Raw genomic sequence first — 13,682 nt, forward strand, 5'->3', positions numbered from 1 at the left:
TCAACACCTCCGGCCAAAAGCCAAAAGTGTTACCCATGTGTCCGGTACAAAACCTCACCTATGTCTCGGGTCGCTCAAAAGCGATACGCGTGTTTGTTGTTCCCGCCGCAGCGGCTCGATGTTTGATCGTCGCCTGCTCCAATTCATCGCTTTACGCAATTCCGGACGGAAAAACCGCTGCGCACTTTTCCTGGAGTTGGTTTAGCTGACGCGTTCTATGAGTTCGATTGCCGCTTTGGTGACGTCGGCGGCGTCAAGCCGTTGAACGCAATAAACGCCCCCTGCATTGCCCACCTTGCAGAGGCCCGGCGCTATGCACTTGCATGGCATCGGAGGCTGCAGCGTACGGTTGGGAACGCCAAGAGGCCCCCAGATGTCAGGTTGGGTCAGACCGAACAGGCCAACGACGGGCGTTTTCATGGCCGCGGCCAGGTGCATGGGTCCGCTTTCGTTGCCCAGGAAGATCAGGGCCTCGCCCAGCAGGGGCAAAAGGGTGGTCAGGGGTGCCTGGCCAACGAGATTTACGATCGGCGATGTTGCCGCATCCAACACCTTGCCTGCGATACCTGCCTCGTCCGGGCCGCCAACGATGACCGCCCGCAGACCCTTTCGACGGTAAATCTCTCCCAGGACCGATGCGAAACGGTCAGGCTGCCAGCAACGGCCTGGGAAACTGGCGCCGGCATGGACGGCGACAAACGACTTCGTTTCCAGTTCGTGTCGGGCAAGCAGCTGCTTTGCCTGACGCGAACCGGATTCGGTTGGCTTGAGGGACGGAATAGGATCGGTCACAGGAATGCCAAGGGCAAACAGCGGCGACAGGTACCGATGCAGATAATGCTCGCCGCCATGGCCGTATGTGGCGGCAAAGATGTTGGCGCTTTGGCGCTCCCAGAATTTCAGGGGCTGCTCCGATGGAACATAGCCTACGCGAAAAGGCGCCTTGACGAAGCGCATCACAAGCCGTGATGTCTTGGAGTCGGACAGATCGATGATAAGATCATAATCCGACTTCCTCAGATCGTGCAGGAGCCTGGTCATTCCGGACATGCGCTCGAAAGGGGAGCCGCGCATTTTGCCGCGATCGAGCGAAACCACGCTGTCGGCGATGCCTTGCTCCAGAACGAATTTCGCCAGCGCCGCCTGGCATAGCATGGTGATCGTCGCGTTCGGAAACTCTGCCCGCAGATGCCTGACCAGAACCGAAGTTAGAACAACATCCCCGATAAACTTCGTCTGATTTATGAGTATTGATTGTACGTTGCCAGCCTTCGGCAGCGCCTTTGCCGGCTCTTTTGAATTCTTGATCCAACTTTTCATGGAATGACTATTCCATTTCAGCCAAAAAGAATCCAAAATTTTCGACAAACGATCGATGTAGGCAATAGCCGCGCAATGACAAGCTCGTTCTGTCCGCTGATATAGGATATCGCCTCAGCCATCAACCAACCAGGAATATTTGTCAACGCAGATGGGGCTCGCAGGCTCTCTTTCAAGGGTTCCGCCGAGGTCGAACTCGTGTCCGTCGTGAATGTGAATGACCCCGGTTCGTTTCGGCGTACGCACGCATGCGGACATATCGGAGGGTGGCCATGGTCGCTTACGCTGGAGTAAGGTCGTGGACATGAAATTGCATTCGACCCCCAGCAGGCCGTTCATCCCCGTGCTCCTCCTCGCCCTTGTCGGAGGCTGCGCGTCGACCAGCGGATCGATCGATCCGGCGAATTACGACAAGATGACATGCGCCGAACTGAACAGCGCCATAGGCGAAGCCGCCAAAGGCATCTCGCAGACAGCCATCACGCGGGGCAAGGTCGCCAGCACCAGTGTTCCGAGATGGCTGCTGGGCGGCTCAAGCGTCAAGGCCGCCGTCGCCAATCGCGAAACGACCAGGATCGATCGGCTGAAGCAGCAGCAAGCGGCCATGGCCGCCGCCAGGGCGCGCAAATGCCCAGGGCTGGCGAGTTGAGCTGAGGCGCCGCCGCCCCAGCTCGCCTCACGCACTCAAGCGAAACCGCGTGACATCGATTGCGGCGCTCATCAGCGTCTGCGTGTAGCCGGCCTGCGGATTGCTGAAAATGTCTTCCGTCGGCCCTTCCTCGACGATCTTGCCCTGCTTCATGACGATGATGTAGTCGGCCATGGCGCGCACCACGGCCAGATCGTGGCTGATGAAGAGGTAAGACAGCTCATGGTCGGCCTGCAGCTTGCGCAGCAACTCCACGATCTGCTTCTGCACCGAGCGGTCGAGGGCGGAGGTCGGCTCGTCCAGCACCACCAGCTTGGGCTTGAGAATCATGGCCCGGGCGATTGCGATGCGCTGGCGCTGGCCGCCTGAGAATTCGTGCGGATAGCGATTGCGCGAATTGGGATCGAGGCCGACTTCACGCAGCGCCTCGACGGCGCGCTGGTCGCGCTGCTTGCCCGAGAGGTTCGGTTCATGCACCAGCAACCCTTCGGTAATGACCTGGCCGATGGTCATGCGCGGCGACAGCGAACCGAACGGATCCTGGAAGACCAGCTGCAATTGGCGCCGCAGCGGCCGCATCGTCTGGCGGTCGGCGGTCGAGATATCGCGGTCGCCGAAGCGGATCACGCCATCGCTCGGCAACAGCCGCAGCAAAGCGCGGCCAAGCGTCGATTTTCCAGAGCCTGATTCGCCGACGATGCCGATCGTCTGATTGCGCCTCAGCCTGATCGAGATATGGTCGACGGCGCGCAGCATCAGCGGTTCGCCGGCCAGAAAGCCGCCGCCGATGCGGAAGGTGACCTCGACGTTTCTGCCTTCGAGCAGGACGGGCGCATTGGCTGGCGGCGGCGCCTTGGTCCCGGTCGGCTCGGCCGCCAGCAGCATCTTGGTGTAGGCATGCTGAGGACTGGCGAAGATGGCTTGCGCGTCCCCCTCCTCCACCACCTCGCCGGAGCGCATGACATAGACCCGGTCGGCAAAGCGCCGCACGATGCCGAGATCGTGGGTGATGAAGACGATCGCCATGCCGAGCTTGCGCTGCAGCTCGGCAAGTAGCATGAGGATCTGCGCCTGGATGGTGACGTCGAGCGCCGTCGTTGGTTCGTCGGCAATCAGGATATCGGGATCGTTTGCCAAAGCCATGGCGATCATGACGCGCTGGCGCTGGCCACCCGACATTTCGTGCGGATAGGATTTCATGCGCCGTTCGGGATCGGGAATATGCACCAGCCTGAGCAGGTTGAGCGCCTCCTCGCGCGCTTGCGCCGCATTCAAGCCCCGATGCCGGCGAATCGGTTCGATCAGCTGGTTGCCGATCGAATAGAGCGGATCGAGCGAGGTCATCGGCTCCTGGAAGATCATGCTGATCTTGCGGCCGCGGACCTTGTTCAACTCGGATTTGCTTAGCGCCAGAAGATTGCGGCCGCGATAATCGACACTGCCGGTGGCTTCTCCATTGGAGGCCAGCAGGCTCATCGCCGCCATCATCGTCTGGCTCTTGCCGGAGCCGGATTCGCCGACCACGGCGACGGTTTCGCCCGCCTTGACGTGGATGTTGATGCCTTTCACCGCCTCGACCGCGCCGTCGAGGGTGCGGAAGCGCACGCGAAGATCCTTTACGCTGAGAATGGTCTCTGCTGCGTCCATCTTAGCGGTCCTTGGGGTCGAGCGCATCGCGCAGGCCGTCGCCGACGAAGTTCAGGGCGAACAAGGTGGAGACCAGGAAGAAGGCAGGGAACAGAAGCAGCCAGTTTGCAGTGCCGATATTCTTGGCGCCGACCGAGATCAGCACGCCCCAGCTGGTCATCGGCTCCTGGATGCCGAGCCCGAGGAACGACAGAAAGCTCTCCAGGATAATGACCTGCGGCACCAGCAGCGTCATGTAGATCACCACCGGCCCGAGCAGGTTGGGAATGACGTGGCGCAAAAGGATGCCGCGCTGGCCGACGCCCATGGCCTCGGCCGCCTGGACATATTCCTGGCGGCGGATGGACAGCGCCTGGCCGCGCACGATGCGGGCCATGTCGAGCCACAGCACGGCGCCGACCGCCAGGAACATCAGCACGAAGTTGCGGCCGAAGAACACCACCAGCATGATGACGAAGAAGATGAAGGGCAGCGAATAAAGCACGTCGACGATGCGCATCATCACCTCGTCGACCCTGCCTCCGGCAAAACCGGCAGTGGCGCCATAGAGCACGCCGATGGCCACGGCCACGACGCCGGCGAGCAGACCGATGGCCAGCGAAACGCGCCCGGCCATCAGCGTCCGCGACAACAGATCGCGGCCGGTGTTGTCGGTGCCGAAAAGAAAATATTGCTGCTTGACCGAGGCGCTCATCGTCGCTTCGAGGCCGTCAGGCGACTTGCTTTCGATCCTGGTGTCGTCGAAGGCGTCGGACCGGTCGAGATAGCGGATGTTGCGGTCGTCGATCGCCTTGCTGGAGGTGACGGTGACGAAGACGCGATTGCCGTCCTGGCGCCAGTCCTCGATGTCGACACGCATGCGCTTGATCGCCTCATTAAGCGCGGTCTCGATCATGTCCGGCTTCGGATAGGCCGACAGGCTCGGCGGCGTACGTACATAATCACCATAGATGGTGGTGTATTGGTGCGGCACGAACCAGGGCCCGAACACGCTGATCACAGCGATCAGGATCAGATAGTAGAGGCTGAACATGGCGGCGCGGTTGGCCTTGAGACGCGCCCAGGCATCGCCCCACAGCGAACGGCCGACGACCGGTGCGGCGATCGCGATATCAGTCATAGCGCACCCTCGGATCGACGACGGCATACATGACGTCGACGATCAGGTTGAAGACGATGGTGAAGATGGCGATGACCACCACCGTCCCCATCACCAGCGTGTAGTCGCGGTTGAGCGCGGCATCGACGAAGTAGCGCCCGACGCCGGGAATGGAGAAGATCGTCTCGACGATGATCGAGCCGGTGAGCAGGGCGGCGGCAGCCGGACCGGTGAAGGAGACGATCGGCAGGACGGCGCCGCGCAGCGCGTGCTTGACCACCACCGACCAGTCGGACAGGCCGAGCGCGCGCGCCGTGCGGATGTGATGCGAGCGCAGCGATTCGATCATCGAGCCGCGCATCAGGCGGGCGACGATGGCGATCTGCGGCAGCGCAAGCGTCAGCACGGGACCGATCTTGTTGATAAGCGCGCCATCGCCCCAGCCGCCGATCGGCAACAGCTTCCAGGTCAATCCGAACACGAGCTGGATAATCGGCGCGATGACGAAGGTCGGGATGGTGCTGCCCGCGGTTGCCAGCGCAATCACCGTGTAGTCGCCAAGTTTGTTCTGGTTGAGCGCCGCAATGGTACCGAGCACGCTGCCGAGCAGCAGCGCCAAGATCAGCGCGGAGGCGCCGAGCTGAATGGAAATAGGCAAGCCCTTCGCGAAAAGCTCGGTGACGGTAAAGTCCGGCATATTGTAGCTCGGGCCGAAATTGCCGCGCAGGAGATTGCCGAGATAGTGGACATATTGCAGCCAGAGCGGGTCGGCGAGCCCGAACTGGGCTTCAAGATTGGCCCTGATCTCGGGGCTCAGGCCCCGCTCCTGGTTGAACGGGCCGCCCGGTGCGACGCGCATCAGGAAGAACGCCAAGGTCACGATGACGAATAGCGTTGGAATGGCGGTCAGAAGCCGCCTGAAAATGTAGCGTAGCATCGGCGGTGCCCTGCTTCGGCCAGGGTGACGGGCATCCAACCGGACGCCCGCAGCGCTCTGGCACCTCTCATCTTCGCACCATGGCCTGCGAAAATCGATTTCGACTTTCGGGCCCCATGCGACGACAGCTCGAACCGCCGTCCTGAACGGGCGGCGGGTCGATCAAGGTTTTCAATCCTTGGAGATGAAGCGGGACGGATGCACGTCCATGACGTTGTCGACGAAGCCATGGAGCTTCGGGGAAACGATATCGTGGTAGCTATAGTAGAGAAGCGGGATCTGGCCGACGTCGTCGACGAGGATACGCTCGGCGGCGGCGAGTTCCTTCATGCGCTCTTCCGGCTTGCCGCCGGCGGCGGCCGCCTTGTCCATGGCCGCCTCATATTGCGGGCTGTCATAGACCGAATAGTTGTTGCCGCTGGCCTTGCGCGAGATGCCCAGGAAGGTTTCGGGATCCTTGTAGTCGGCAATCCAGGCGGCGCGCGCGACGTCATAGTCACCCCTCTGCTCAAGGAAGGAGTAGTGGGTCTTGGTGTCGGTGTTGAGCAGCGTGACGTCGACGCCGAGCGGCTTCAGCTGTTCCTGGATGGCGACCGCGGTGTTCTTGTGGTTCTCCGAGGTGTTGTATCGGATCTCCATCTTCAGCGGATGCTCCGGCGTGTAACCGAGTTTCTCGAGTATCTTCTTGGCTGCGTCCTCGCGGTCGATCTGCGACATGTCGGCATATTTGGCCATCGCCGGCGTGTAGCCCTCGATGCCCGGAGGGACCATCGAATAGCCTGGCAGCATTGAGTTCTGCCAGACCTTCTCGGCAATGAAATCGCGGTCGATGGCCATCGAGATGGCATTGCGCAGCTCGACATTGTCCCAGGGCTTCTTGTCGGTCTTGATCGCGTAGTAATAGGTGCCGAGATACGGCCCCACCTTGATCTGATCACCGAACTTGGCCTTGAGGTCGGCGAGCTGCTCGGTCGGTAGATCGTCGTAGCTGTCGAGTTCGCCGGCCTCGAAGCGCTTCATCGCCGAGGAGCGATCCTCTGTCGGGATGTAGTTGACGACGTCGATCTTGACGCTTCCGGCATCCCAGAATTTCGGATTCTTGACCAGTTTCATATGATCGTTGGGAACCCACTCGGCCAGCGTATAGGGGCCGTTGGAAACGAGATTGCCCGGCTTGATCCAGTCGGCGCCGAGCTTGTCCATGGACGCCTTGTTGACCGGATAGGTCGCCTGGTGGGTCAGCATTTCGAGGAAATATGGCGTCGGCGCCTTCAGCGTCACTTCAAGGGTGGTCGCGTCGATGGCCTTGACGCCCATGTCCTCGGGCTTGCCCTTCTTGGTGTTGACTTCCTCGGCGTTCTTGACGGGATAAAGCATCGAGGCATATTCGGCGGCCGTCGCCGGGTCTTCGAGGCGGCGGAAAGCGAAGACGAAGTCTTCGGCCGTCACCGGGCTGCCGTCGGACCACTGGCCGTCCTTCCTGAGCTTGAAGGTGTAAACGGTACCGTCATCCGACACCGTCCAGCTCTCGGCGGCGCCGGGGATGACGTTGGCCTTCTCGTCCTGCATCACCAGACCTTGGAACAGGTCGCGCAAGACGTTGGCTTCATAAACCGTCGAGGTCTTATGCGGATCAACCGACTCGGATTCGGCAGCAGTGCCTCTGTTGTAGACGACCTCGGCAAAGGCCGGCGTGTAGAATGTTCCGGCGGCCAGCGCCATGGTTGTGGCGAATGCCGTCGCCTTCAGCATGTTTTTCAGCATGAAGTTTCTCCCTGTCGGCGCTGCCAACGGCGCGCCTTTGCGTGTTGACGCCCCGGGACCGATGTCTGGCCCCTTTGAGCGCGCCGCCGGTTCCCTCCGTCGGCTGGTGGCAGGAGACTAGACAGGCGGCAAGCTCTTTTCAACCGAGTACTGATTGACCCTAAGTCAATAGCCAGGAATCAAAGAAGCCGCGGCTAAATTAGCGTAGCTTTTCAATCATACACACTTCCAGGTTGCGCCTAGAGTTTTCGCTTTTTGCATGCGAACTTTGGCATGCTCGGCGGCATGGTTCAGAACCTCATTCGCCGGATCCAGGGGCGCCGATTCCAGACAGACACTTCGGCAACTTCGGCGGTTGAGTTCGCTCTGCTATCACCGATATTCATCCTTCTCCTGCTCGGAATGGTTGCATACGGTATCTATTTCGGCGCGGCCAATTCAATACAGCAGATCGCGGCGGACGCCGCCCGGACGGCCATCTCGGGGCTGAACCAGACCGAGCGGCAGACGCTCGTGGCCTCGTTTCTCGCCAATAATGCCGGTGGATATCCCTTCGTCGACGCCAGCAAGCTGACTTATCGGGCCAATGACAGCACGGCGGACGGCAATCAGTTCGTGGTGTCGATCCAGTACGATGCCCGAAACCTGCCGATCTGGAATCTCTTTCCGGGCATAGCCATGCCGGGTACAACGATCAAACGCCAATCAACGATCAGGGTCGGGGGCATCTGAATGCTGCTCTGCGCGCACTTGAAGGTCGGCAGGCTTGCACGCCTGATGCTTGGTGACCGGCGAGCGAATTTCACGGTGATGGCGGCGTTGAGCGCGCCGGTCGCGCTGGCGCTGGCAGCGGTGGCGATCGACGAGGCCTCCATCTACACCGAGCGCCGAGAAGCACAGGCGATGGTCGACCTGGCGGCGATCACCGCGGCTTCGAACATCAACAACGTCCAGACCGCGGTCTTGACCACGCTCACCGACAACGGGATGCCAGGTGTCGTCGTTCAGGGCTCGGGTAAAACCATTCCCGCGGCGGTGGGCAAAACCGTCGTGACGGTCACGCGGGGCCGATATGCAGGGGCATCCTCGGTCAATGTGGATCAACGCTTCCAAGCAGGCGTAACCCCTTACAACGCGGTTCATGTGACCCTACGCAAGATCCCCAACCGCTATTTCGCAAGCTCGCTGATCCCAACGCCCATCATTGGCACAGAAGCCACCGCCAGCATGACGCCACAGGCCACTTTCTCGGTCGGATCGAGGTTGCTCAGCGTCAATACCAGCAACAGCCCCATCCTCAACGCGCTTCTCGGCGGCCTCCTAGGCGGCAACATCTCGCTCAGCGTCATGGACTACAACGGATTGATCTCCGCCGATGTCAGCGTGCTTTCCTTCGTCGATGCCCTGGCGGTGCAATTGAACCTGACGGGCGTGACCTATTCGGACGTTCTGGCCTCAAAGGCTACAGTCGGCCAGATCGCCACCGCCATGGCCAATGTTCCCGGGCTCGGCAACACGGCCAAGGTCGCCTTGCAAACCATGGCAAGCAAATCGACCAACACGGTCAAGATTCCGCTCAGCCATCTCATCGACCTCGGCCCCCTCGGCAGACTTGGCCTCGGGCAGAGGCCAGCCGGCCTTGGCGTTGACGCCAGCGCGATGGGAATGCTGATGGCCGCCGCCGAACTGGCAAACGGTTCGAAGCAGATCGACCTCGGTCTCAGCACCGGCATACCGGGGGTGCTGTCGAGCACGCTCGCCATCGCCTTCGGCGAACCGCCGCAATCCTCGCCATGGCTGAAGGTTGGCGAAGTCGGCACCATTGTGCGGACGGCCCAGACCCGTATCAAGCTGGTGGTGAAGATCGGAGCCGGCAACAGCAATGTCGGAGGCGGTATCACCCTGGTGTCGTTCAGTCTGCCTCTGCATGTCGAAGTCGCCTATGCCGAGGCCAAGCTCACCGACATAAGTTGTCCGACAGGCCCCAGCAGCATCAAGGTGACCATCGCCACCCGTCCCGGTATCGTCGAAGGGCATCTCGGCGACAGCAGCAGCGCCGGCTTTGCCGATTTCACCAACAAGGAGACGTTTTCCAACACGGAAATCGCGAGCGTGAAACTTCTGATCATCCCGGTGCTGTCGGTGGTGGGCTCAGCGGCGTTCGACATGGCCAACAACACGCCAACGACGTTGACTTTCAACAAGGCCGATATCGATGCCAAGACGATAAGGACCGCTTACACCCAAAATTTTACCCAGTCGTTGACTACGTCGCTGGTCAGCGATTTGTCGCTGACGGCGAATTTACTCGGTCTGCCGCTGCTGAATCTGAACACGCTGATCGCAACCGTAAGCCCGCCAGTGGTGGCACTTCTGAACAGCGTAACAGCTCCGGTCGACACGTTGCTTACCAATCTGCTCGGAGCTCTTGGCGTGCGTCTCGGTGAAGCCGACGTCCGGGTCACCGGCGCAACGTGCGGACGTGCCGTGCTTGTCCAGTAAGATGGCCGGCACGCGCTGATCTAGGCAAGGTGTCCAAGAAAGCATCCGAGTGTCGGCAGCAAAAGCACGGCTTCTCCGGCGAGCGAGGCATCGCCGCCAAGTTTCGCAACCGCTCCTAAGTCTTGCGGCAGCGGCCAATTGGCCGGTTCCCCGGCGAAATTGAAGGCACAAAGCAGCCTCTCATCGCCATGCTCGCGGACAAAGGCCAGCACGTCGCCTTCGGCGTCGAGAAAGCGGATCGAACCGCCGACCAGCGCCGGATGCCGCTTGCGCAAAGCGAGTGCCGAACGGTAGGCGGAAAGTACCGATTGCTCATCGCCGCTCTGTACATCGACCGCGCGAGCGCGATGGCTTTCCGGCACCGGCAGCCAGGGTTTACCGGTGGAGAAGCCCGCATTATCGGCGCCGGACTCCCAGACCATGGGCGTGCGGCAGCCATCCCTTCCCTTCACACCGGGCCAGAAGCGGATGCCTACCGGATCGCGCAGGTCCTCATAGGCAAGTTCCGCCTCCGGCAAACCGAGTTCCTCGCCCTGGTAGAGGCAGATCGAGCCACGCAGGCAAGAGAGCAGCATGATCGAGAATTTGGCCACCACGTCAGGATCGCCGCCCGGCCGCGTCCAGCGGCTGACATGACGCATGACGTCATGGTTGGAAAACGCCCAGCAGACCCAGCCATCTACGACAGCGTTTTCGAAAGCCTCGACACAGCCGCGCACATGCGCCGCCGAAAATTGCGGGCCAAGCAGATCGAAGGTGTAGCACATCTGCAGCTTGTCGCCGCCGGAGGTGTAGGCGGCCAGCGTCTGTAGGGAGCGCCCCTCATCACCGATTTCGCCGACGGCGGCGCGATCCCCGTACTCGTCGAGCAGCGCCCGAAAGCGCCGCAGGAACGCTAGATTTTCCGGCTGCGTCTTGTCGAACAGGTGCTCCTGGTAGAGGTAGGTGTTGGTCTCGGTGTTGGTGCCTGCAACGCTCGACGCCAAGGGCGGATTGCTGCGCAGCCAGCGGTCGTGGACGTAGTAGTTGACGGTGTCCAGCCGGAAGCCGTCGACGCCGCGCTCCAACCAGAACCGCACTGTATCCAGGAGCGCGTCCTGGACCTCCGGGTTGTGAAAGTTGAGATCCGGCTGCGAAGCGAGGAAATTGTGCAGATAGTACTGCCGGCGGGTCGCATCCCATTCCCACGAGGGGCCGCCGAAGACCGACAGCCAGTTGTTGGGCACACCACCATCCGGTCTGGCGTCGGCCCACACGTACCAATCGGCCTTTGGATTGTCGCGGCTGGCGCGGCTTTCGACGAACCATTCGTGCCTGTCGGAGGAGTGCGACAGCACCTGGTCGATGATGATTTTCAGGCCAAGCCGGTGCGCTTCGGCAACCAGTGTATCGAAATCCTCCAACGTGCCGAACATCGGATCGACGTCGCAATAATCCGACACGTCGTAGCCCATATCGGCCATCGGCGACTTGAAGAAAGGCGACAGCCAGACGGCATCGGCGCCGAGCGAGGCAATGTGGGCGAGCCTTGATGTGATGCCGGCGAGATCGCCGCTGCCGTCGCCGGTCGTGTCCTGGAAGGAACGCGGGTAGACGTGGTAAATGACGCAACCGCGCCACCAGTCGGCCGCTCGCTCGGCATTGTCGTCAGTCATCACGACCCTTTCCCTGTCTGGGCCCTTCCGTCCTGCGCTCGATCATGAAATTCACGCTGCGGCCCGGCAGCGCGCGAGAAAGATCAACTGCTTGCGCTTCGATGGCGGGATGCCATCGGAATCCGTCTCGCGCGGGCAATGTGAAGATGCATTGGCGGCGATCGCCATTGACCATGACGGCAAGCCGGCCATCCACGCCGCCGAGCAGCATGACGAGGCGATGCCGGGCGGGATCGTTCCACTCCGCCTCGCCGAGCAGCGCCCCCGTCTCGGTGAGCCAGGCGACGTCGGCAGTGTCCGACCCGGCCAGCGGCTGGCCGGTGAGGAAATCTGTATTAGAGAGCGCCGGCACCGCGCGGCGCAAGGCGGCCAGTGCACGCGCGTAGCCTTCCAGCGCCTGGTCACGCCCCTTCCAGTCGAGCCAGGTGATGGTGTTGTCCTGCGCATAAACGTTGTTATTGCCTTGCTGGCTGCGGCTGAATTCGTCGCCGGCCGTCAGCATGATCGTGCCGCGCGAGGCGAACAGCGTGGCGAGCAGCGCACACTGGTCGCTGAAGCGCGCCTTCGCGATTGCCGCGTCGTCCGTCGCGCCCTCGACGCCGTTGTTCCAGGACAGGTTCTCGTTGTGGCCATCGCGATTTTGCTCACCATTGGCCTCGTTATGCTTCTCCTCATAAGCAACGATGTCGGCCAGAGTCATGCCGTCATGAGCCGCGATGAAATTCACCGTGCGGCTGGCGGGCTGGCCGCCCCTGCCGAAAATATCGGACGAACCGGCAAGTCGTGTCGCCAGCGTACCAACCATGCCGGCATCGCCGCGCCAGAAGCGCCTGGCATCGTCGCGATAACGATCGTTCCATTCCAGGAAGCGGGAGGGGAAGTTGCCGAGCTGATAGCCATCGAGACCGATGTCCCAGGGCTCGGCGATCAACACACGGCCGGCCAACAGCGCATCCTCGCGCATCGCCTCCAGCAACGGCGCTTGCGCTTCGAATGTGCCGTTGACGCGCCCCAGCACCGGTGCCAGGTCGAAACGAAAACCGTCGACGCCGGCATGGCGGACAAAATGGCGAAGCGTGTCGAGCACCATTTCCCGCACCGCCGGGTGATCGCAGGCAATCGTGTTGCCGGTACCGGTGTCATTGACCAGCCTGCCATCCGGCTGATGCCGGTAATAAGCCTGATTGTCGAGGCCGCGCAGCGACAATGTCGGACCGAGCCTGTCACTTTCGCCCGTGTGGTTGAAGACGAGGTCGAGAATGGTGCCGATGCCGGCCGCACGCAGCGCGGCAACGGTAACGCGCAATTCGGCCAGGCCGCCAGGGGCCAGGCGCGGGTCTAGTGCCATGAAGGTGACAGGGTTATAACCCCAGGCGTTGCTCAACCCGAGCGGCGGCAGATGCCGCTCGTCGATCGATGCCGTCACCGGCATCAGCTCGACGGCGGAGACGCCGAGCCTTCGCAGGTGCTCGACGATAGCCGGATGAGCAAGCGCGGCGGTCGTGCCGCGCTGTTTTTCCGGCACATCCGGATGCAGCTTGGTGAAGGCGCGCACCGGCACTTCGTAGATCAGGCCGCCCGGACGGAACAGCGGCGGCGGCACAGGCACAGCCGTGAGCAAGGCTTTCGCCACCGCCTTGGGCATCAGCGGCGCGGTATCGGCACCTTCGTTGCGCCGCGCGGCGAGACGCCAGTGATAGGCATAGGGCCGATCGATCTCGACGGCGTAGGGATCGGTCAGCAGCTTGTCGGGGTCGAACCAAAATCCGCGCTCGGGCGCGTAGTCGCCATCGGCGCGGAAACCGTAGCGGGTGCCCTCGGCAAGGCCGGAGACGAAGAGTGCATGCACCCCCTCTCCTTCCGCTTTCAGCTCCAGCCGGTCGAGTTCGCGGTTTCCCTGTTCGTCGAAGATCGAGACCCAGAGGCGGCGCGCCGACGAGGACCAGGCGGCAAAGCGGATGCCGTCGGGGGTGATGGTGGCGCCTAGTGAGGTCATCGGCGCGTCCTCCACCCTCCCCCTTGTGGGAAGGGTCGCGAACGAAGTGAGCGGGGTGGGGGGTGACGCCGGCAAAGCCCTCTACGAGCACCCCCACCCCGACCCGCTACGCG

The 13,682-nt window shown here is 61.9% G+C and carries 11 protein-coding genes; 4 read left to right on the forward strand and 7 right to left on the reverse strand.

Annotation, left to right across the window (positions count from 1 at the left end; all coding sequences use genetic code 11):
* The coding region (locus FJ986_RS30620; protein ID WP_210241338.1) for a hypothetical protein at positions 1-209 on the forward strand (209 nt) is incomplete at its 5' end.
* Here FJ986_RS30620 and FJ986_RS15360 read toward each other — a convergent pair.
* The gene (locus FJ986_RS15360; protein ID WP_140520751.1) at positions 202-1,320 is read right to left on the reverse strand and encodes a glycosyltransferase family 9 protein; all 1,119 of its coding nucleotides are present in this window, start codon (positions 1,318-1,320) and stop codon (positions 202-204) included. The two genes, FJ986_RS30620 and FJ986_RS15360, sit on opposite strands and share 8 nt — an antisense overlap.
* A 304-nt stretch (positions 1,321-1,624) precedes the next feature.
* On the opposite strand from FJ986_RS15360, the gene FJ986_RS15365 reads away from it, so the two are divergent.
* Positions 1,625-1,969, forward strand: a complete 345-nt coding sequence (locus tag FJ986_RS15365) for a hypothetical protein (RefSeq protein ID WP_140555952.1) — start codon at positions 1,625-1,627, stop codon at positions 1,967-1,969.
* 27 nt (positions 1,970-1,996) lie between these two features.
* Here the strand turns inward: FJ986_RS15365 and FJ986_RS15370 are convergent, their stop codons facing one another.
* From FJ986_RS15370 to FJ986_RS15385, 4 genes are all read right to left on the reverse strand, one after another.
* Positions 1,997-3,616, reverse strand: a complete 1,620-nt coding sequence (locus FJ986_RS15370) for an ABC transporter ATP-binding protein (protein ID WP_140674868.1) — start codon at positions 3,614-3,616, stop codon at positions 1,997-1,999.
* A gap of 1 nt (position 3,617) precedes the next feature.
* Positions 3,618-4,736: an ABC transporter permease subunit gene (locus tag FJ986_RS15375; protein WP_140674870.1), complete on the reverse strand. Its 1,119-nt coding sequence runs from the start codon at positions 4,734-4,736 to the stop codon at positions 3,618-3,620.
* Positions 4,729-5,652: an ABC transporter permease subunit gene (locus FJ986_RS15380; RefSeq protein ID WP_140494801.1), complete on the reverse strand. Its 924-nt coding sequence runs from the start codon at positions 5,650-5,652 to the stop codon at positions 4,729-4,731. The genes FJ986_RS15375 and FJ986_RS15380 overlap by 8 nt, the downstream gene beginning before the upstream one ends.
* Before the next feature lie 171 nt (positions 5,653-5,823).
* The gene (locus FJ986_RS15385) at positions 5,824-7,416 is read right to left on the reverse strand and encodes a peptide ABC transporter substrate-binding protein (RefSeq protein ID WP_140494803.1); all 1,593 of its coding nucleotides are present in this window, start codon (positions 7,414-7,416) and stop codon (positions 5,824-5,826) included.
* 285 nt (positions 7,417-7,701) lie between these two features.
* On the opposite strand from FJ986_RS15385, the gene FJ986_RS15390 reads away from it, so the two are divergent.
* Entirely contained in the window at positions 7,702-8,148 is a 447-nt protein-coding gene (locus FJ986_RS15390) for a TadE/TadG family type IV pilus assembly protein (RefSeq protein WP_140495051.1), read from the forward strand.
* Positions 8,149-9,918, forward strand: coding sequence for a TadG family pilus assembly protein (locus FJ986_RS15395; RefSeq protein ID WP_140624495.1), 1,770 nt, complete (start codon positions 8,149-8,151; stop codon positions 9,916-9,918).
* Positions 9,919-9,938: 20 nt separating this feature from the next.
* Here FJ986_RS15395 and FJ986_RS15400 read toward each other — a convergent pair whose 3' ends face one another.
* Complete coding sequence (locus FJ986_RS15400; protein WP_140674873.1) at positions 9,939-11,573, reverse strand: alpha-glucosidase family protein; 1,635 nt, start codon at positions 11,571-11,573, stop codon at positions 9,939-9,941.
* Positions 11,566-13,569: a glycogen debranching protein GlgX gene (glgX, locus tag FJ986_RS15405; RefSeq protein ID WP_140674876.1), complete on the reverse strand. Its 2,004-nt coding sequence runs from the start codon at positions 13,567-13,569 to the stop codon at positions 11,566-11,568. The genes FJ986_RS15400 and glgX overlap by 8 nt, the downstream gene beginning before the upstream one ends.
* Positions 13,570-13,682 lie beyond the last annotated feature (113 nt).

The organism is Mesorhizobium sp. B1-1-1, assembly GCF_006442955.1.
In the GTDB taxonomy this organism is placed as follows: Bacteria; Pseudomonadota; Alphaproteobacteria; order Rhizobiales; family Rhizobiaceae; genus Mesorhizobium.